Source organism: Euzebyella marina, from assembly GCF_014855515.1.
Taxonomy (GTDB): Bacteria; Bacteroidota; Bacteroidia; order Flavobacteriales; family Flavobacteriaceae; genus Euzebyella; species Euzebyella marina.
The window spans coordinates 913,649-931,130 of the sequence record NZ_JACYFK010000002.1; the positions used below are offsets into that span (position 1 = coordinate 913,649).

At 38.4% G+C, this 17,482-nt stretch carries 21 protein-coding genes; 6 read left to right on the forward strand and 15 right to left on the reverse strand.

Annotated features, from left to right (window positions below; genetic code table 11):
- Positions 1 to 33 precede the first annotated feature (33 nt).
- Both IL356_RS12875 and IL356_RS12880 read left to right on the forward strand, forming a co-directional pair.
- Positions 34 to 1,641 (forward strand): bifunctional metallophosphatase/5'-nucleotidase, encoded by a 1,608-nt coding sequence (locus IL356_RS12875; protein ID WP_380085133.1) that lies wholly within the window; start codon positions 34 to 36, stop codon positions 1,639 to 1,641.
- Positions 1,642 to 1,652: 11 nt separating this feature from the next.
- Positions 1,653 to 2,264 (forward strand): TlpA family protein disulfide reductase, encoded by a 612-nt coding sequence (locus IL356_RS12880; RefSeq protein ID WP_121848612.1) that lies wholly within the window; start codon positions 1,653 to 1,655, stop codon positions 2,262 to 2,264.
- 81 nt (positions 2,265 to 2,345) lie between these two features.
- Here IL356_RS12880 and IL356_RS12885 read toward each other — a convergent pair whose 3' ends face one another.
- The 4 genes from IL356_RS12885 to IL356_RS12900 all read right to left on the reverse strand — a co-directional run bounded on the left by IL356_RS12885 (position 2,346) and on the right by IL356_RS12900 (position 5,436).
- Positions 2,346 to 2,819, reverse strand: coding sequence for a Dps family protein (locus tag IL356_RS12885; protein ID WP_121848611.1), 474 nt, complete (start codon positions 2,817 to 2,819; stop codon positions 2,346 to 2,348).
- A 6-nt stretch (positions 2,820 to 2,825) separates the two neighbouring features.
- Positions 2,826 to 4,154, reverse strand: a complete 1,329-nt coding sequence (locus tag IL356_RS12890) for an MBL fold metallo-hydrolase (RefSeq protein WP_121850676.1) — start codon at positions 4,152 to 4,154, stop codon at positions 2,826 to 2,828.
- A gap of 61 nt (positions 4,155 to 4,215) precedes the next feature.
- A complete protein-coding gene (locus IL356_RS12895; protein ID WP_121848610.1) occupies positions 4,216 to 4,884 on the reverse strand; it encodes a peroxiredoxin in 669 nt (222 codons plus the stop codon).
- 120 nt (positions 4,885 to 5,004) lie between these two features.
- Entirely contained in the window at positions 5,005 to 5,436 is a 432-nt protein-coding gene (locus tag IL356_RS12900) for a class I SAM-dependent methyltransferase (protein WP_162987873.1), read from the reverse strand.
- A gap of 575 nt (positions 5,437 to 6,011) precedes the next feature.
- Between IL356_RS12900 and IL356_RS12905 the strand changes: the two genes are divergently transcribed.
- Entirely contained in the window at positions 6,012 to 6,563 is a 552-nt protein-coding gene (locus IL356_RS12905) for a collagen-like protein (protein ID WP_121848607.1), read from the forward strand.
- 566 nt (positions 6,564 to 7,129) lie between these two features.
- Here the strand turns inward: IL356_RS12905 and IL356_RS12910 are convergent.
- From IL356_RS12910 to IL356_RS12920, 3 genes are all read right to left on the reverse strand, one after another.
- A complete protein-coding gene (locus IL356_RS12910) occupies positions 7,130 to 7,351 on the reverse strand; it encodes a BRCT domain-containing protein (RefSeq protein ID WP_121848606.1) in 222 nt (73 codons plus the stop codon).
- 173 nt (positions 7,352 to 7,524) lie between these two features.
- Entirely contained in the window at positions 7,525 to 7,818 is a 294-nt protein-coding gene (locus tag IL356_RS12915) for a hypothetical protein (protein WP_162987872.1), read from the reverse strand.
- Positions 7,805 to 8,536, reverse strand: a complete 732-nt coding sequence (locus tag IL356_RS12920; RefSeq protein ID WP_121848604.1) for an SOS response-associated peptidase — start codon at positions 8,534 to 8,536, stop codon at positions 7,805 to 7,807. Before IL356_RS12920 ends, IL356_RS12915 begins: the two co-directional genes overlap by 14 nt.
- 244 nt (positions 8,537 to 8,780) lie before the next feature.
- Here IL356_RS12920 and IL356_RS12925 point away from each other — a divergent pair, with 244 nt between their 5' ends.
- Both IL356_RS12925 and IL356_RS12930 read left to right on the forward strand, forming a co-directional pair.
- A complete protein-coding gene (locus tag IL356_RS12925) occupies positions 8,781 to 9,011 on the forward strand; it encodes a hypothetical protein (RefSeq protein ID WP_121848603.1) in 231 nt (76 codons plus the stop codon).
- A gap of 151 nt (positions 9,012 to 9,162) precedes the next feature.
- Positions 9,163 to 9,414, forward strand: coding sequence for a hypothetical protein (locus IL356_RS12930; RefSeq protein WP_121848602.1), 252 nt, complete (start codon positions 9,163 to 9,165; stop codon positions 9,412 to 9,414).
- A 255-nt stretch (positions 9,415 to 9,669) separates the two neighbouring features.
- On the opposite strand, the gene IL356_RS12935 is transcribed toward IL356_RS12930, so the two are convergent.
- On the reverse strand, positions 9,670 to 9,957 hold the full coding sequence (locus IL356_RS12935) for an integrase core domain-containing protein (RefSeq protein WP_162987871.1): 288 nt from the start codon (positions 9,955 to 9,957) through the stop codon (positions 9,670 to 9,672).
- A gap of 57 nt (positions 9,958 to 10,014) precedes the next feature.
- On the opposite strand from IL356_RS12935, the gene IL356_RS12940 reads away from it, so the two are divergent.
- Entirely contained in the window at positions 10,015 to 10,398 is a 384-nt protein-coding gene (locus tag IL356_RS12940; RefSeq protein ID WP_121848600.1) for a helix-turn-helix domain-containing protein, read from the forward strand.
- A gap of 189 nt (positions 10,399 to 10,587) precedes the next feature.
- Here IL356_RS12940 and mobB read toward each other — a convergent pair whose 3' ends face one another.
- The 7 genes from mobB to IL356_RS12970 all read right to left on the reverse strand — a co-directional run.
- Positions 10,588 to 11,610, reverse strand: coding sequence for a MobB family relaxase (mobB, locus tag IL356_RS12945; protein ID WP_121848599.1), 1,023 nt, complete (start codon positions 11,608 to 11,610; stop codon positions 10,588 to 10,590).
- Positions 11,611 to 11,615: 5 nt separating this feature from the next.
- Positions 11,616 to 12,200: a BfmA/BtgA family mobilization protein gene (locus IL356_RS12950; RefSeq protein ID WP_121848598.1), complete on the reverse strand. Its 585-nt coding sequence runs from the start codon at positions 12,198 to 12,200 to the stop codon at positions 11,616 to 11,618.
- A gap of 262 nt (positions 12,201 to 12,462) precedes the next feature.
- A complete protein-coding gene (locus IL356_RS12955) occupies positions 12,463 to 13,701 on the reverse strand; it encodes a site-specific integrase (protein WP_121848597.1) in 1,239 nt (412 codons plus the stop codon).
- A gap of 461 nt (positions 13,702 to 14,162) precedes the next feature.
- Positions 14,163 to 15,293, reverse strand: coding sequence for an alginate lyase family protein (locus IL356_RS12960; protein ID WP_205601285.1), 1,131 nt, complete (start codon positions 15,291 to 15,293; stop codon positions 14,163 to 14,165).
- Positions 15,294 to 16,386: 1,093 nt separating this feature from the next.
- Positions 16,387 to 16,554: a DUF6747 family protein gene (locus IL356_RS20310; RefSeq protein WP_317125501.1), complete on the reverse strand. Its 168-nt coding sequence runs from the start codon at positions 16,552 to 16,554 to the stop codon at positions 16,387 to 16,389.
- A gap of 142 nt (positions 16,555 to 16,696) precedes the next feature.
- Positions 16,697 to 16,960 carry a hypothetical protein gene (locus tag IL356_RS12965; RefSeq protein WP_121848595.1) on the reverse strand — a complete coding sequence of 88 codons (264 nt, stop codon included), beginning with the start codon at positions 16,958 to 16,960 and terminating at the stop codon, positions 16,697 to 16,699.
- 281 nt (positions 16,961 to 17,241) lie between these two features.
- Positions 17,242 to 17,482, reverse strand: a 241-nt coding sequence (locus tag IL356_RS12970) for a type IX secretion system membrane protein PorP/SprF (RefSeq protein ID WP_192466551.1), incomplete at its 5' end; no start/stop codon positions are given.

The window sequence follows — 17,482 nt, forward strand, 5'->3', positions numbered from 1 at the left end:
AATATTTTGACGGCTATTTCCCTTATAGCAATAATGGTAGTGACGGTTGGCTGCAAAACAGAAAAATCAAATAAAATGAACAGTCTCAATAAATCAAAGGATACTTTAAGTATTACCGTACTTCAAACAGCCGATATTCACGGCCAACTCGACACACACCCTGAACTATTCTGGGAAAACGAAAAAATAGTATTTAAAGACCGTGGCGGCCTCGCCAATATCAAGACACTGTTTGAGCAAGAAAGGCCAAAAAACCCAAATCATACTATCATCGTTGACGGTGGTGACCTTATACAGGGTAGTGGTTATACCGCACTATCAGAAGGAAAGGTTATGCCTGAACTTATTAAAAATATGGGGTATGATGTCATCATCCCTGGCAACTGGGAAGTAGTATATGGTAAGGATGTGATGATGGACGTAATGAAAGGTTATGAAACTGATGTAATCGTCCAGAATATGTATCACGAAGAGAGTAACGTACCTTTGTTTCCTGCCTATTCCGTTAAGGAAATCGAGGGTTTACGTATCGGGTTTATGGGTATCAATGACCCAGACGTGCCCGTACGTCAAAATCCAATATTTAGTAAAGGTATTGGGTTCAGCGGTCTAACCGAAGACCTTAAAAATCAGGTGGATGAGTTAAAAATGAATGAAAACCTAGACCTACTCTTTTTGGTAACGCACATCGGTATTTTCAAACAGGTGGAACTTGCTAATAACCCTATTGCAGAAAATGTAGACTATATATTGGGAAATGATACTCACGAGCGTGTACGAGAACCCATTCAAGGTAAGTATGCCAAAGTCACTGAACCTGGCGCATTCGGTTCTTTCGTTGGTAAGTTGACGCTTCATTTTATCGATGGCAAATTAGTGGGTGACGAATATGAACTAATTGACGTTGACCCAGAGGTATTCCCAGCGAATAAAGAAATTCAAGAATTGGTGGACAAGGCAAAAGAACCATACAAAGACCACTTGGAAACGGTGATGGGATATACTAAAAAACCTCTCTATCGATATCTTACCGTAGAGAACCCGATGGACAATATGATTACAGATGCGGCTCGCTGGAAGACGGGTGTTGACATAGCCATTTCAAATGGGTTTCGATTTGGTAACCCAATTTTTCCCGAAAAGGGTAACCCTGCACCTATTACTCGCGCAAATCTTTGGAATTTACTTCCCGTGAATGAAAAGGTGAAAACAGGAAAGGCAACCGGCAAACAAATAAAAAAATGGTTGGAAAAAGAAATGCACAACGCATTTGCGCAAGACCCGACCGAACGTTTCGGTGGTTGGCTGGTACGATTTTCAGGAATGAAGGTCAACTTCAACAGTCAAAATGAAAAAGGTCAAAGAATCAATAGTTTAACCGTAAACGGCGAACCAATGGAAGATGATGATTATTATACCATTTCGGCCTGTGTACGCCCCGGCGACCCAATTGACAACCTTTGTAGGATGTCAGGTGTTAAGGATGTTGAAGTAAAAGACTATACCATTCACGAAGTCGTGGAAGAGTATTTGAATGAACATTCACCGGTATCTCCTATTATTGATGGAAGAGCATATGCAGAGGACCTTGGGGAATATTCTTTCTCTACTGTGCCTCAAACCGATTATAAATTTCAGTAAAAATTTAAATTATGGATAACAGCAAAAAAAGCAAACACACGAAAAAAACTTGGATTCAATATGGAATTTTTGCAATAGCCGGAATTACACTTTATGTCACAGGTTTGCATACCGAGGTAATAGGTTTCGCGCAACGTGGAATACTTGAAACTGGTTTAATGAATCCGAATGTTGAAGATGTTGCTCAAGATAGTAACATTGAAAATAAAGTAATGGCAAAAGCAGATTACAATCTGGATTTATTAGATAAGGACGGAAATGTCATATCTCTCAAAAATTTCGAGGGCAAAGTCATATTTTTAAATTTTTGGGCTACGTGGTGCCCACCTTGTGTGGCAGAAATGCCAAGTATTGAAAATTTACACAAGGATATGGGTAACGATGTAGTTTTTGTAATGCTCTCTTTTGACAATAATTTTGAAACCGCGAAAGAGTATATGAAAGGTAAGGAATATAATTTGCCCATATATTCGGTGGCCGGTAACATTCCTAATGTATATGATTCGAATGCCTTGCCTACCACCTATGTTATTAATGTAGAAGGAAATATTGTCTTGACCCACAAAGGGATGGCTGATTATAACAATGAGGAATTTAGGGGATTTCTTATCGGTTTGATGTAATGTGATTACCACAAATAAGATAAACCGCATTGGGTATCACATCCAATACGGTTTGTTTTTTTTAATATAATTATTTGCAATTCAATCTAGATATGCAGATAGCATCCACACCAATTTTTCCTGTTCTACGATATACTCGCTCATCAGGGCAACTGTACCTTCGTCGCCAGCTTCCGCTGCAAGTGCCAATATCGTCCGTTCTTTTTTCAATAAGATACCAAGTGACCCAATAATATTATCAACTGCAGTCGCGCCATCCGTCACATTCTCGACCGATTTTATTTCTGAAGTTTTGAGGTAGCCCTCATAAGAATGGATGGGGGTTGCTCCCAATGTCAATGCACGTTCGGCCAGTTCATCAATTTTCACCAAAGCCTCGTTGTACAATTTTTCGAATTTCAAATGCAGTTCAAAGAACTTCTTACCCTTGATGTTCCAATGAAATCCCCGTAAGTTCATGTAGAACAATTGGTAATTGGATAATAGGTCATTAAGCTTTTTTGCGACGTCTTCTGATGCGACAGCATCCAATCCTATTTTATTTATGTTACCCATAACCTTTTATTTAAAATCATTAATGTTTTCACTCAAGTCAAATACGGTGGTGTCCTTGAATGATTTCTCCAAAATGCTGCTTCCTGCTGCGCTGCGGTAGCCGCCTGCGCAATGTACAACGAGCGGCTTATCGGTCGGGATTTGTTTAAGTGTATCCCTTAATTCGTTGAGAGGGTGTTCCAGAGCGTTTTCAAAAAACTTTCCATCATTGATCTCACTCTGATTTCGTATGTCCACAATGGTATAGTTCGATGGATTTTGTTTAAAATCTTCCAAGTCGAGATCAGCACTCTGCTTTAAATTTTCTGTCCCCAAAGTGATTACCGATTCAAGTTGGGTCTCATAACCGATCTTCGAAACCCGCTCCAATATATCATGAAGTTCGCTGGGGTCTTCAATAATCAAATGAAAGGCTTCCATAGGTTCGACAATGGACCCTAGCCAAGTCTCAAACTTATCATTTTCAGAAGTGGCCTGGATATTGATGCTCCCTGGCAGATGACCTTCTTTGAATTTCGCTTCTTTTCGGGTATCGACAAGCAATCCTTTGACCGATGTATGGTACTGGAAAGGTACTTTGGCAATCGCCTTTCTAACATTTTCCGCTCCGGATTTATTGATATCCACATTGAACCCGAAATAAGAAGGGATGAACGGTTGGCTATCCAACAATGTGCTTACAAAATCATCTTTGGTTTGTTCTCTGAAAGCCCAGTTGCCCATGCGCTCATTTCCTAGGGTACTGCTATTATCACTACTAAGATTCTTACCACACAGGGATCCCGCTCCATGCGCAGGATAAATCAGGGCGTCGTTGGGCAAATCTTTGAATTTCTTCTGAATGGTATCGTACATCATTTCAGCCAATTCTTGACGTTTAGCGGTCATGTTGCCCGCTTTTTCCCTGAGGTCGGGTCTGCCTACGTCGCCAATAAAGAGGGTGTCTCCGGTAAATAAGGAGGTCTCGTCACCGTCTTTGGCAACTATAGTGATGCTATCCGGGGAATGGCCAGGCGTATTGATGGCAAATAGGGTGGCATCTCCAATGGAAATGGCATCGCCTTCATCAAATGAGGTGTGTGGATAATCGGCACCCAACTTTTTACTATTATAAATTGTAGCTCCAGTTTCCTCGTGAATCTGAAGGTGAGAACTTACAAAATCGGCGTGTGGGTGTGTTTCAATAACCGCAACGATTTTGCATTTGTTTTCTTTGGCAAACGCATAATATTGCGTGGCATTTCTTTCAGGATCAATTATAGCCATTTCACCTTTGCTTACAATGGCATAGGAATAGTGGGCCAATGGTTTGTATTCGAATTGCTTTATATTCATCTCGTTTGATTTAAAAAGATTGGTACTTTCTAAAAATATGCCAATTGCGTGCATATATGTGTTACGAAAGATTCTTCTTTGCTAGGTACCAAGTTACCTTTTCAACAGAATCATCTTCAAGTCTCTTGTTCAATTCATCCAAAGATTTTGGTGGCGGAACAATGGCTTTCTCACCTTTCTTCCAATCCAAGGGCATTGCCACGCCATGTTTGTCCGAAGTCTGAAGTGCTTCCAAAGCCCTAAGAATTTCATCCATGTTCCTACCTACATTCAATGGGTAGTACATAATCAGTCTGATTTTCTTTTTAGGATCGATAAAGAATACCGCTCTAACGGCTGCTGTTTCGCTCTCATTGGGTTGGAGCATCCCGTACAGTTTGGATACTTTCATATCCAAATCGGCAATAATGGGAAAGTCAAAATACACCCCCGTATTTTCCCTTACATTTTGTACCCAACCCAAATGGGCGTGTATGCTATCGATACTTAGCCCCAAAAGTTCAGTGTTCAGGGCATCAAATTCTTTTTTTCTGGTCGCAAAGCCGCTCATTTCCGTGGTACATACGGGCGTAAAATCAGCGGGATGCGAGAACATGACGATCCATTTGTCCTTTGCAAATTCTGACAATTTTATTTTTCCTTTAGTGGTCACCGCCTCAAAGTCAGGTGCATCATCACCTATTCGTGGCATTGTCTTGATTTCTTCGTTCAAAACATTTAAGTTTTCCATAGTTCTATAAGTTATATTTATTATTTTATAAATTCAATATAAAATTAAACTATGGTTGTAAAGTGTGCAGTAACCTAGGTTACACAGGTTTCATTTAACTTCCATTTAACGTTCCTGGGGTCACTTTTTGGTGCCGACCATACGTATGACGCTTGCCTTTCCTTTATGATATTGACCTTCGTTCAAGTTGATTTTTTCTTTTCGCAAGAGGTAAAATTCTAGGAATTTAAACTCCTCTTCCATTTCTTCCAATGAAAACAACATTTTTTCGTCTTTGGCCCCCCCAGATTCCAAACTAAGCTGTTCCTTCGAAAAGGCTTCGAAAATTACTTTACCCCCTGGTCTGACCAGTGATAATATTTTTTCAGAGGCCTGCTTTCGAATATCAGAAGGAAAATGGGCATAGATGAATGCGACGACATCAAATTGTCGTTCTGAATAGAAATCCAAAACGGAAGACACTTTATAATCAATAAGGGCATTTTGTGATTTTGCCAATGTCATGGCTTTTTGGCGGGCCGTGTCACTGATGTCGAAAGCGGTGACTGGCAAAGATATTTTTCAAAAGTAGGCCAATGGTATCGGAATCTTTATCAAACAACTCTGCCATTTGTCTTTGATTTAACCAAATGGTATCATTATTCAACCGTATTTCTATGCTTAATTTACCACCGTATAATATAATCTCCCCCTGTTCATCCTGTTTTAAGCTAAAGTTATAATCAAAAAAGAACAAATTACAATTCCGATTAATATCCCTTCTTTAAAAGATATTAGAATCACAATTTTTTAGCATTTAATTATTAAAAATATTGACCCTAATTGGTATCTATTGGTGACAACTTCCTTGTTCGGTAATTGTACTTTGACTTGTTCGGTTTGTAATCTTGAAAATACTTTTTTGAACTTTTTATTAAATAACCATTTCTGAATTATCAATTGTAGAAAATGGGGAAGGCTGCCATCCGAAAGCCTGATCGATACTTTCTTTTAAGCACGATAGAGGAATGTTCTGTTACAAAAAGAACCATCTTTCTGTTTTATTCTTTATCTAGATGTTAACCTTTTCCATTTCTGAACATTAATTATCAATAAGCATAAAACAATACGAATTAAACTATTTTATTATGAAGATTATGAAATTCTGTATTCTGTTACATTTTGTTCTTGGATCTGTCTTGATTTCCTGTGAGAAGGAAGGTCCCGAGGGGCCTGTGGGACCAGAAGGACCCCAAGGTGAACAGGGAGTAGCAGGTCCTCAAGGGGAACAAGGCCTCCAAGGTGAATCCGGTGAAGATGGGAACGCCAATGTTATATCGTCTGATTGGTTTGATGTTTCTTGGTCAACTAACCCCGGAACCTTTGGCTATCATGACCAAACCGCTACGGATATAACAGCCCAAGACTTGGAAGATTCGGTCATCCTCGTGTATTTTGAAAATTCTACTTACGTTTACCCGCTTCCCATGACCTGGTCAGCAACCTTAACCGTAAATTTTGCTTTTCAAGAGGGGCGAATTAGAATTTATTACAGAACGGATACGAGCAGTTCGGCTCCGGAAGGGAGAGCAAGATATATTATTATACCTTCGTCTTCGGTGAGTAGCAAAGCGGAAAGCCTGAATTACAATAAAATGACCTATCAAAAGTTAGTGGACCATTTTGGATTGGATTATTAAAGATTTTCAAGGCAAACTATTGAACCTGGGCAATCTCCCGCTTTTTCCATTTAGTATGTGGACAAGGTGATTAAGCTGTAGCCTTCCCCAAAAAGATTTCTGAATTAGCAATTGTAGAAAACAGGGAAGGCTACAAATTGGATTACTTGCCATTTTTGTTAGATTATAAATTCACAGTTCGCAAACATGATTATTTGGAAAAGGCCAAGATTTAAACTTGGCCTTTAATGTGGGGGTTAACTTTGCTAAACCAGCATATGTATTAAAACTGCACAGTCTTAATAATGTAACATAGGCTAGTTTTGGCTCAGAACAAGAACGCAATCAAGTGCTTTATATTACCTACATACCAACGCAAATTCCTACATGATTAGTAACAAACTGACTATATCAAATCTTTTTACTCAACATAACAATAAAGGCCAGGACAAGCCTGACCTTTACGGGGAATTTAAACTTTGCCTTAGGTCCCCACTAACTAACATGAGAGCGATACCGCAGTATTAATTTAACAAAATATTTTGATTTAAATGCTTTATTTTTAATTTTTTTAACAAATAATTTTCCTACATATAATCGCTTTTTAGAGGTTGGAACAAAATGTCTTGTTCCACCACCAAATTATCATATTGACTCGCCATTTTTAGCTCTTCTTTATCCGGGAAAAATCCGACCACGATTAAATCTGTATCTGCCCTTACATGGTCTTGGATTTCGGCTCCCCTCTCTGCCAACACCTTGGCCAGTTCGGTATAATGGTGGTATCCCGTGAAGGTTCCGGTAACCACAACTTTTTGTACCTTAAATAGTTTTGTTTTATTAATTGAATTGAGTATTCTCTCAATCGTTTGCGTTTATCAATCTATTTATTCAGATATTTAGTGATCAGCTCTTTCTTTTCATACTCTTCCGGACATTGAAAGACTGGTTTTAGTATTCCGGCCAGCTCCTCGGTTCGCTTTTAATGATTATCGGCTCCCGGGCTGGCCAAAAAAGATTGCAACATTGACTCGAAGTTTTCAAGATGGCCTTCGACCGAATCCATGGCAAGTACGGAACCTGCCCAATCCATAATCCGCTTTTTAAAAGAAGGCGAATTAACTAGCTTAAGTTCGATTGCATTGATCAATTTCGTGTATGTATCCGCATCAATTTTTGCCTCATTGTATAAATCATCCGTCACCTCTAACCAGAGGTCCATTTTTTTCAGATTGTTGCCCTTACGGGCGTGAGCTCGTTCCTCAGATAAAATCATCAAATCCGTCATAAATGGTTGGCATAATAGCCGTCTCATTATCAAAGGAACCTTTTGCCACAGGATACACGCGAAACTCTTGGTCGGTAAAACCTTCGTTGATATAATCCAAAATTTCAATCTTATTTAAGCTTTCGTCCAACCAACCTTTTTCCAAGCGCTTATCTAATACCAAGGGCATTCTTTTTGCTAGATTAACCACAATACTGAAAAAGTAATTTGCCCCGACCGTTACCATACTACAGGTATATTGATTTTCTCCTATTCGTGAATAGATACCGGCAATTGCAAATAACTTCCCTGCCCCGTTTTTATTGGGTATATAGCAATATACAGGTATTGATGATTTCATGGATTGGTGCTCTTCATAGAAACCATCCGCAATGATTAGGCACCTTCGTGATTTCGCGGCGGTAGAATAAGAGTCGCAATACATCATATATTCTCCCATACTCTGCAAAGTTTTATTGATTTTTAAGTACTCATCGATACTACCATACTTTTCAAAAAACCTTGTTCGGTCAGCAAATTCATCTTCTGGTACCAAGCCCCATATAGCGGGAACTATTTGCTCTGTGTTCTCTACGGTAATAATTTGAAGCTTGTCATTCTTTAAACCATTTAGTCGATACGAGGGATTATATTCTTCTAAAAAATTGGCTTTGAAACGTTTAGCAATTTTGTTTCTTCTGGCTATAAGGGATATTTGTAAACTCATGTCCGGACGTTATTTTTCATCTCAAAATTTCCAGAATTACGTTTTATTTTTTTAGTGAATTTATATGAAATTTTTTAGAAATAAGCAATTTTTATTGCCCATTATTGCTATTTGTCTCGCATGCTTGATAATTCTGTAGGCTAGAGCTGCGCTTTGAAATCGGCCCTAAACCGAATTCTCTGTTCTTTTTGGAAATCAAATTCTAAAATGGGCTATATTAGCCTTAAAGCTTAACTACTCTGTTATGAAAGATTCGGAACAGGTCCGCTTAGAACTGTACATGAACAAGGTGCTCGAGAAGAAATTCAATGATATCGTGGTGCATACCGACCATTATGGCGATGAAATTATGATTGCATGTCTTTGGAATCGACAAAGTGCAATTTTTTATGACAATGCCAAATCATTCATCTTCCATAAAGATAAGTTCGATGATGTATTCGAAAACGAAATAAAACCATTCTTCGGGGTTTAAACTGAATTACAGATATTTGGTCTTGATTAACTGACTGCATAAGGTCTGGCAAGTTATTGTTAATTTTTTTATTTAGGTCAACAACTTATTTAAATAAGGTATTGGTTAATCTTACTCCTGATTATATTATTGGGAATACTAAAATTTGTGAATGATAGAATCTGATAGAAAACGTTTGGAACTGTACATGTATGAGGTACTAAAGACTAAATACAAAGACATCGTCGTTCATGTCGAGCAATTCAATTACGAGGTAATGATAGTGTGTTTTTGGAATAGAAGAAGTATCGTCTTTTATAAGAATGCCAAAACGTTCACCTTCAATCAAAATGAATTTGATGCTGTAATGGAAAATGAAATTAGACCTTTTTTTGGGGTTACGGAAAGTATTAGCTATAACTAATAATGAAAAAGAGGATTATCATATAACTCATTCACTAGTAATTTAATGCCCTGCTCCGAGTGCTTCACCGAAAGCACCCTATAGACTTTACCAGCATTCTCTACCAAATCCTCTTTTTGTGGTAGGACTTCTAGATTGACGCTTATAGTTTTATGAGAACGATTATCTTTTAATCTAATTTTCATATTCTTATAATCAGAGAATTGTAGATACCCAGATCTTTAGGACAGGTTTTCTATAAAACTAATATAATTATCAAGCTGCTCTTTCAAATATATCAATAGGTCTTTCATAGTAGATGGACTGGTGTCTTCTTTCGTAGTTGTAATAATCAAAGTACTCTGTCAATAACAGATAAAGGTCCATACGGTCCATTGTCGGGTTCAGATATATCTTTTCGTATTTCACGTTCCTCCATAACCTTTCGATAAAGGCATTGTCCGTGGCCCTTCCAAGTTGAATGTCCGTTGCTCCATAATTTTTTGTTTTACCTAAAGCACCTGCATTGGTACCGTGTACCCAACCATGCAAAGTTGTAACCAACCACTTCCATTGGTAATCTACCCGTATATTTAAATTTGGAATGTTTATTTTTGGAATATGGAGACAGTAAAAAAGAACAACCACATTGGAAGAAAGATTGGCCGCATCCGTGAGCTACGAGGCATAAAACAGGAAACCTTGGCAGAGATGTTGGGTGTCAGCCAACAAAGTGTTTCCAAAATCGAACAGTCCGAGAACCTTGATACGGAACGTCTGGAAGCCGTCGCCAAAGCCTTGGGGGTCACACCTGAAGCAATTCATAACTTTTCTGAAGAGTTGGCCATCAATTATTTCAACAATTTCAATGACAGCAGTGAGGGCACATTCAATAATCATTGCACATTCAATCCATTGGACAAGGTAATTGAGCTTTATGAGCGTCTCGTTCAAGCTGAAAAAGATAAGGTGACTTACCTGGAAAACCTATTGGACAAGAAATAGCATAATACTTTAAATCAAATCTTCTTATAAAAGTTGCTTACAAAAAATCGAACGAAACGCAGTGAAGGGCTGCAAACGTCCCAAATGCTTACCTCCAACTTTTGCGCATGGATCCTATCGGGTTTTTGTAGTGTTCCGGTAGATAAGCGTGAAGCAAAAACCCGGTAGGGCGCAACCTACTTTTGGATTTCAGTAACCCATATCCTCACCTGTACCCCTTGCCTTATCAATCCCCCTACCTAGAGCTTTGATGATCTTGGCCGCCATTTGCACTTTATTGGTCGGTATACTGGGAGCCTTGACCCCCATTGTCTTAAGAAGTTTGAAGGCCATGTCCTTTTCCTTGGTGGGCAATCCCATCACCTTTGCAAAGAACTTCCCCGGTTCCTTGGCATGGGCCTTTCTCCCAACATAGGATTCCACATAGTTCCTCTTGAACCCTGTTGTCCTGTCGAAGGTCTTTTCGGCCGCTTGGTAAAAACTGTCCCGATCAAAACCCCTCTTGACCGTCTTTCCGTTCAGCTCCACTTCGGATGCCTTATGTTTTGCCATTGGCGAAAGGGTATAGGTGTTCGTTATGTCTCTTCTGCTGACAATGATATGGATATGGGTCTGTGGCCCCTCCTTTTTCATCCCTGCGGCCACCAACTGTCCGTTCTGTTTATGTGGGGCCAATCCTTCTTGCTCTTTGATTCTTTTTCCTAAATCATTGACATTCCTAAAGGATTCGCCCCGTTCCACTTTCCGTATCTCGTTCCTTAGCCTTGCTATCTCGCCTCGGTATAGAGCATTCTCTTGCACCCGTTTGTCAAGGCCCCGATAAGTGCGTTCATGCTCTATCTTGGCATAGTACTTCAGGTTCTCGGCCTTGACCTTTTGGTTGCGATGGAAACTCTTGGCATAATCCTCCATGAGTTTCCTTGTGTATTCCCTCAGCAGTTTAGGATCACTGCTTATGGCCTTCAGTTCCCTTTTATTGGGGCTGACCACTATGGAATAGAATTTCGGGTCTTTCTGTCTTAGTTTAGCGGTATTGGCATCTATTTCATCGATGACCGTTTGAGGGCTTACGCTGTCGTTCTCTTGGTCAAAGAATTCCTCCCTAAGTTCGGGTGACCTATCCTCGTTTTCCTTTTCCAGATAGTCCACATAGTTCCCTACACTGGAGTTATAGGTACTGCCCATTTTCTGTGCCGAGATGGTAAGGTACATGGCTGTTATCTTAATTGATGTTTTAGGCTTTCAAAATCCTCGATGCCCATATTTATTTTCAAATAAGGCTTGCCCATCATTGGTTCCACCTTTTCAACGCTGTTGAGCATTTTATTACAGCGTTTTTTATAGTCTTTAAATTCTTGCAGCATTCTATCATGCTCCACTTTTGGAACGGTATTCCTTGGTTCCAAAAAATCCCTTCGCTCTTCTTGTATTTTGACGGGTTCCCGTCTCTGTTTCCTCCCATCCTCTACATAGGCCTCGTAAAGTATCAGCACCATTTCATAAGTCGGCCGGATACTGGTCTTTTCTATGTTCTTGATAATGGCGATGAGCCTATCGAATTTTTTCATCATCTGACGCTCCAATTCTTTGATACTGTCAAGGATGATCTTTGTTCCCTCCCCAAAAGGGTCAAGGTTATTATCCTTGAAGTATTGTATCATTCCATCCAAAACCTCGCTATGCGATTTGTTGAACCTTTTGGAATAGCTCCGAAAACGAGTGGCCGTTTCCTTCTTCACGGTGATATTGGAATAACCACCTGTTCCTTTCCTTGTTCTGCCGTTTGTAGATTGCTTTTCCATAGGTGCGATTTTGTTTTTTAGTGAAATTGCGTCAATTTTTTCGTCAAAAATTTCCAGTGTTTATAGGGCTTTCCAAAGGGTTTACTGTAGATTCCGGAAAAGTCTACTGTAGCCCCAGATTTTGCACAGTATTCCAAAATCCTTTCAATCAACTGGTTTTCAACCTGTTGAAGACCCGAAAACAACCGTGATGGCGCAAACTGCGCATCACCCTCTTGCTATTCCTACGTCCCGCGAGCGGGACCGAATAAATACAGTCTTATCATCCTTCGGCTGATCGGTTGGTTTGCATATGATATATTAGGTTTTGCATATCCTCCCCTATCTTTTGTTCCAATACCCTGGCATAAATCTGGGTAGTGGCCAATTTGGTATGGCCAAGCATTTTGGAGACGGTTTCTATCGGCACCCCATTGGAAAGGGTTACCGTTGTTGCAAAAGTGTGCCTTGCGGTATGGAATGTTACTTTCTTGTAAATCTTACAGGCCTTGCAGATTTCCTTTAAGTAATAATTGACCTTTTGATTGCTATAAACAGGCAATAGGACTTTCATCATCTTTCTTTCTGCGGAATCTTCATATTTTTTGATGATTTCCTTTGCTTGTGGAAGTAAGGGGATTTTGAGTTTTTCGTCCGTCTTTATCCTTTTGGTGAACAACCATTCATTGCCATCTATTCCTTTAAGTAGGTGGTCTGGGGTCAATGCCTTCACATCGATATAGGATAGGCCAGTATAGCACGAGAAGAGAAACACATCCTTGCATTTCTCAACTCCCTCTTTTGTGAACGTGGTCTCTTCTATCAATTTCAATTCCCGTTTTGTCAAATATTCCCGTTCGGTTTTCTCAAAACGCAGTTTATAGTTTTCAAAAGGGTCTTTTGTTATCCAATCCAACCGAACGGCCAACCTTGACATTTTCTTAAGCCGTTCCATGTGTTTCATGGCCCCGTTATTTGTGCATTTGGTTCGTGTAGATGGTCTGTACTTTCTTAGGTACTGCTCAAAGTCCGATATAAAACGGTAGTTCAATTTTTTGAGCTTTATGTCCTCAACTCCATATTCCTCTTTTAAAAATAAACCCACGCATCGTTCGGTGATGTGGTAATTCTTTCTGGTTCCCGGACGTAAAGAAGTGTGCATGGTTCCATTGTGGTAGGCAATCAATTGTTTCAATGTTTTGCCTCCCTCATCTTCTCCAAAGAACCTTGCTTTTATGGCCAATGGGGTGATTACCTTCTCTTCTGCCATCGATAGCCTATGTGCCTCATGAAGACCAGTATAAATTTGGTCCAGGTACTTGTTAAGGGAGATAATGTAATTAGAAAATCCCTTGCCCCTTTTACGGCTATTGTCCCATAAATTGGTTTTTATCTCCCGATTTATGCTAAAATCGGTGCGCTCACCATCGATGGTAATCCTACAATAGACAATCCGGTTCTCGGATTGCACCTTGTGCTTCCTTGTAAAGAAATTGATTGTTAAACGATTGTTTTTCTGCATGTTGTAACCTTTTAGAGTGTGAATACCGTGAAAGTCAAAACACAAGAAAAATGGTTCTAAAAGTCATTTAAAGTTACAACAAGAACTGTAAGTGTTTGCTCCCGATGGGAACACGCTTGATATGATTTTAGATGGTTTTAAATGAATTCAAACGATATGCTTAAAAACACAAAACACTGAAAATCATAAGATTAACAGTGTTTTGATTTTACTTAAATAAGGTAAGTCGGGATGACTGGATTTAAACCATAAACACAACACCCTCAAAACCAATAATTTAAAAACTAAAACTTATAAATTGACATCAATTAGGACATCAATGAGATAATTTAGGCCTTCTCCTACAAATCTAACATATAAAAATTCAATAAATCCTAAAAATACATTTAGAGTTTGAAAGTTTTTACCGGAAAGATAAAGTCAGGATTATATAACCGTGATGGCCAAGCATGTATTTATAACTAGTTACCGCAATTTTCTTTCTTATAAAGCCAAATCAAAGGACTTTTAATGGCCATGTTGCGCTTTACTTCGAACGTTTTGGGAAAATGTCGATTATTAGCCCATAATTCATAAAAATCCAAACGATTGTAAATGATTGCCGAAAACAAAAATGTTGGATGTGCAACAGGCCATTCATTCCAATACATTACATCAGGCTCATGTGGCCAATCATTTTTCTTAGCCACAAAAGGGGCCATGAATTCCACCGCCTTTAATAAGGAGCGACCATTTATATCATAGTGCCAGAAACATTGAAAACTATCAGATAAAACCCAAGCGTTAATAGTCATTGCATCAAGATTAAATAAAGAATAACCATAAGGCTTCGTTCTTTCCAATTCCAAAGGGAAACTGCCATCCTTGGCCATTTGTCCTGGCATGAGGGTGTTTATAAAATTAGCTTTACAAAATTCCATGACCTTTGAATTGTTACAAAATTTGGCATAGGTCGCTACCTGCATATTCCAGCAGGTACCATGGTTATTTGGATGAACCATTTCATCTTTACTGTATTCATGGATCATCAACCATTCAAGGAGCTCAGAAAACCAAGCACGGAATCCAGTCATAAGATTTTCACTGATTAAACCTTCGTTTTCAAGGACCCAAAGGGATTGTACTGCATCCATAATATGAATACCGTCAATAATACCTATACCTCTTCCCGTATGCCTTCCCTTAATTGCTTGCGCGTACAAAAAGTGGGGATTCATACGCGTAGATTCGTTCAAGAACCAAGCCTTGCAGTGTTCCAGCGCGGCATCGGAATAGGTTCTGTCTTTGGTAATTAGATATGCAGAAGTTAAGGTTCCCACCATTTCTCCCATTTTCATGAGGACTTCTCGATGAGCCGTAAAGTTTTCGGGATTGGTAAAACCGTCTTTTCTAATGTAAGGGCCTTCAGGATTTTCTGGATCTGGCCACCAATAATCTCCTTCTGAGTAAAAGTCATTTTTGCCTCCAGAAGATCGTGAACATACGTAAGAAGTAATGGTAATGGGATATTCTTCTAAAAAACTATCAGCTATTTCCAAAATGTGGGAATCAAGTTCCAGAGTTGCGAGTTCACTATAGCTTTGACCTTTCAAAAATAGCGAGAAAAAAAGGGTATGTATTAAAATAACGTAAGATCTCAAATGGATTGACAACAATTTATTAAATGGAGACATAAATAATTAAACGTTTCGAACGCTTCATTCACCAACCTAAATTACATTCGCAATTTTATATGTTGGAAATCATAGTTGGTAACGACCTAAAATACTAAAATTAAAATCAGTAAATGAAATCCTGAATTCAAATATTACATTATGGCATGCCACTATCTCCCCAACAGATTTACTTAGAATTTGCGAAGTATCCCATTAATTTACAATCCTAACAATATTTACCAAATCAATCTTTATTCAAAAAATATAACTTATCACTAGAAATTTAATAGACGTGTGTCACGAATTGTTTTTACATCACTCTATGCTATTCTCAAGTGTATATCGCTGATATGTATTTAATAAAAAAAAATAATTAACTTGACTAAAATTGTAAGAAAGTTTACTGAATTCGAGATTTGGTCATGATATTTTTTCGTGGCGTAATCGTTATTTGTGCCTATTCGCTCAATATTGGTAGCGTTTTTAGTAAACTACCTACTGCGCTGGTTGGAAGCAAAGCTCTTTATGTCATGGTAAAGAACTTAGGGTTAAAGTGCTTGTTAAGTGGAACTTTAAACGATGATTCAGTGCAATTTTAGATAAGGATGTGCTACTCTCAAGCACATCCTATCTTAAAAATACTCAAATATTGTTCTTTATTGATGAATAGTGGTCTCGATGTAATTCAGCATCCAACTAATTTTCATCAGCGGTCGCAAATTTTCATCGATTTCTTTTTAGATTAAACCGTTTATCAAGTTTCCCAATGAAAGTTATTCCATCAATATTTTACCTATCGACTGGTCCTTTCTTTCACCTGTACTCAATCCAAGGGGTAGTTAGACTGAGAAAGACATTTTGTTGCTTCAAATTAGTACAGCAAACTCAAATGGATTCTAGGTAGTTCAGTTAACCTAGAAAATATGATCTAATCGATTATTTCCACCATCAAAAGAAAGATAGCGATTGTCAAGGCTATGATAGTGAATGTATATATAATGTTATTTTCTTTTTTCTCCAAGGTTTCTCATTAAAAAGGAAATCCTGTAAAGATTCGATAGAAAAAAGCATAGAGTACTACTGAGAATAAAATTATGGTAAACCATGTGAACGCTTTAAAATAGTTTCGAATCACGAAATTTCCTATGTTTCTAATGCTGTCCAGATAAATGTTCTTAATAAGAGTAATTGTATTCATATTCGGGGGTTTTAATTTGAAGCAAATATGCAACCTATGAATATGGTACCAATTATTATCTGTTAAACAGATAGTTTATTCGATGAATTAAAGTAGTGTAGGTATTTACATATATTCAAATAACAGTGGTTTATAAGTCATGCTACATTAATCTTTTTATAAAAAGTAAAGTTTTCAATAGGTAAAAGGCATATTGTTCACCATATTCCTGAGGGTCTTTCATTTTTTGGCAATCCTGAAAATTTTTAACCATGTCCATCCAAAATTCTTTAGTCGATTTTTGGTTGAATGGGATGTGGACAGTCCAAGATTCTAATAATATAATGGTTTGATTGATGTTTTCCTTACGATAAATATCGGATTGAAAACTACTCAATTCCTTGTATAGAGTTTCTAAATCCTTCATTATTGCTGACTTTTGTAAAAAATTGACAACCGGCCCGCTATATAATTGGACCGGTTATCTGTGGGGGTTTTTATTCAAAAAGCTCAATTCGAATTATTATCTATCTCTCAATATAATGCTCCAAAATTGTTTACTAATATGCAAAATTGCAAACAATTGTTGCGAGAGTTTATGGAATTGTGGCGAAAACGTTTTCGTTAGTTGAATTATTACTTCGTAAAACAAACTGGCCAGTTCCTTCTTATGAACTGGCCAGCTATATCTGAATAAAACGAAGACTTCTATATTCTCAATCTCATGAACAGCTCATGGGTACCCTTTTCAACACCGCCAACAGGTTTTTCCAAGGCGTTCTCATAAGCATACCCTACGTCTAATCCTCCACTGATATTGAGCAAGAATAGACCGCTGATACTTTCGCTAAACCTGTAACCCGCGCCGATAGTGAAACGCTCTGCAAAACCCACCATACCGGTGAGCTCATAGGAAACCGGGGAAGCGGTAACAAAACGAAGCATATTG

Bases quoted from the DNA above. Each gene is read 5' to 3' on its own strand.
- IL356_RS12925 (WP_121848603.1), top strand. From the start codon at position 8,781: ATGAAAGATTCGGAACAGGTCCGCTTAGAACTGTACATGAACAAGGTG.
- IL356_RS20310 (WP_317125501.1), bottom strand. From the start codon at position 16,554: ATGAATACAATTACTCTTATTAAGAACATTTATCTGGACAGCATTAGA.
- IL356_RS12920 (WP_121848604.1), bottom strand. From the start codon at position 8,536: ATGAGTTTACAAATATCCCTTATAGCCAGAAGAAACAAAATTGCTAAA.
- IL356_RS12930 (WP_121848602.1), top strand. From the start codon at position 9,163: ATGATAGAATCTGATAGAAAACGTTTGGAACTGTACATGTATGAGGTA.
- IL356_RS12955 (WP_121848597.1), bottom strand. From the start codon at position 13,701: ATGCAGAAAAACAATCGTTTAACAATCAATTTCTTTACAAGGAAGCAC.
- IL356_RS12890 (WP_121850676.1), bottom strand. From the start codon at position 4,154: ATGAATATAAAGCAATTCGAATACAAACCATTGGCCCACTATTCCTAT.
- IL356_RS12915 (WP_162987872.1), bottom strand. From the start codon at position 7,818: ATGATTTTATCTGAGGAACGAGCTCACGCCCGTAAGGGCAACAATCTG.
- IL356_RS12940 (WP_121848600.1), top strand. From the start codon at position 10,015: ATGGAGACAGTAAAAAAGAACAACCACATTGGAAGAAAGATTGGCCGC.
- mobB (WP_121848599.1), bottom strand. From the start codon at position 11,610: ATGTACCTTACCATCTCGGCACAGAAAATGGGCAGTACCTATAACTCC.
- IL356_RS12895 (WP_121848610.1), bottom strand. From the start codon at position 4,884: ATGGAAAACTTAAATGTTTTGAACGAAGAAATCAAGACAATGCCACGA.
- IL356_RS12875 (WP_380085133.1), top strand. From the start codon at position 34: ATGGTAGTGACGGTTGGCTGCAAAACAGAAAAATCAAATAAAATGAAC.
- IL356_RS12965 (WP_121848595.1), bottom strand. From the start codon at position 16,960: ATGAAGGATTTAGAAACTCTATACAAGGAATTGAGTAGTTTTCAATCC.
- IL356_RS12885 (WP_121848611.1), bottom strand. From the start codon at position 2,819: ATGGGTAACATAAATAAAATAGGATTGGATGCTGTCGCATCAGAAGAC.
- IL356_RS12950 (WP_121848598.1), bottom strand. From the start codon at position 12,200: ATGGAAAAGCAATCTACAAACGGCAGAACAAGGAAAGGAACAGGTGGT.
- IL356_RS12905 (WP_121848607.1), top strand. From the start codon at position 6,012: ATGAAGATTATGAAATTCTGTATTCTGTTACATTTTGTTCTTGGATCT.
- IL356_RS12880 (WP_121848612.1), top strand. From the start codon at position 1,653: ATGGATAACAGCAAAAAAAGCAAACACACGAAAAAAACTTGGATTCAA.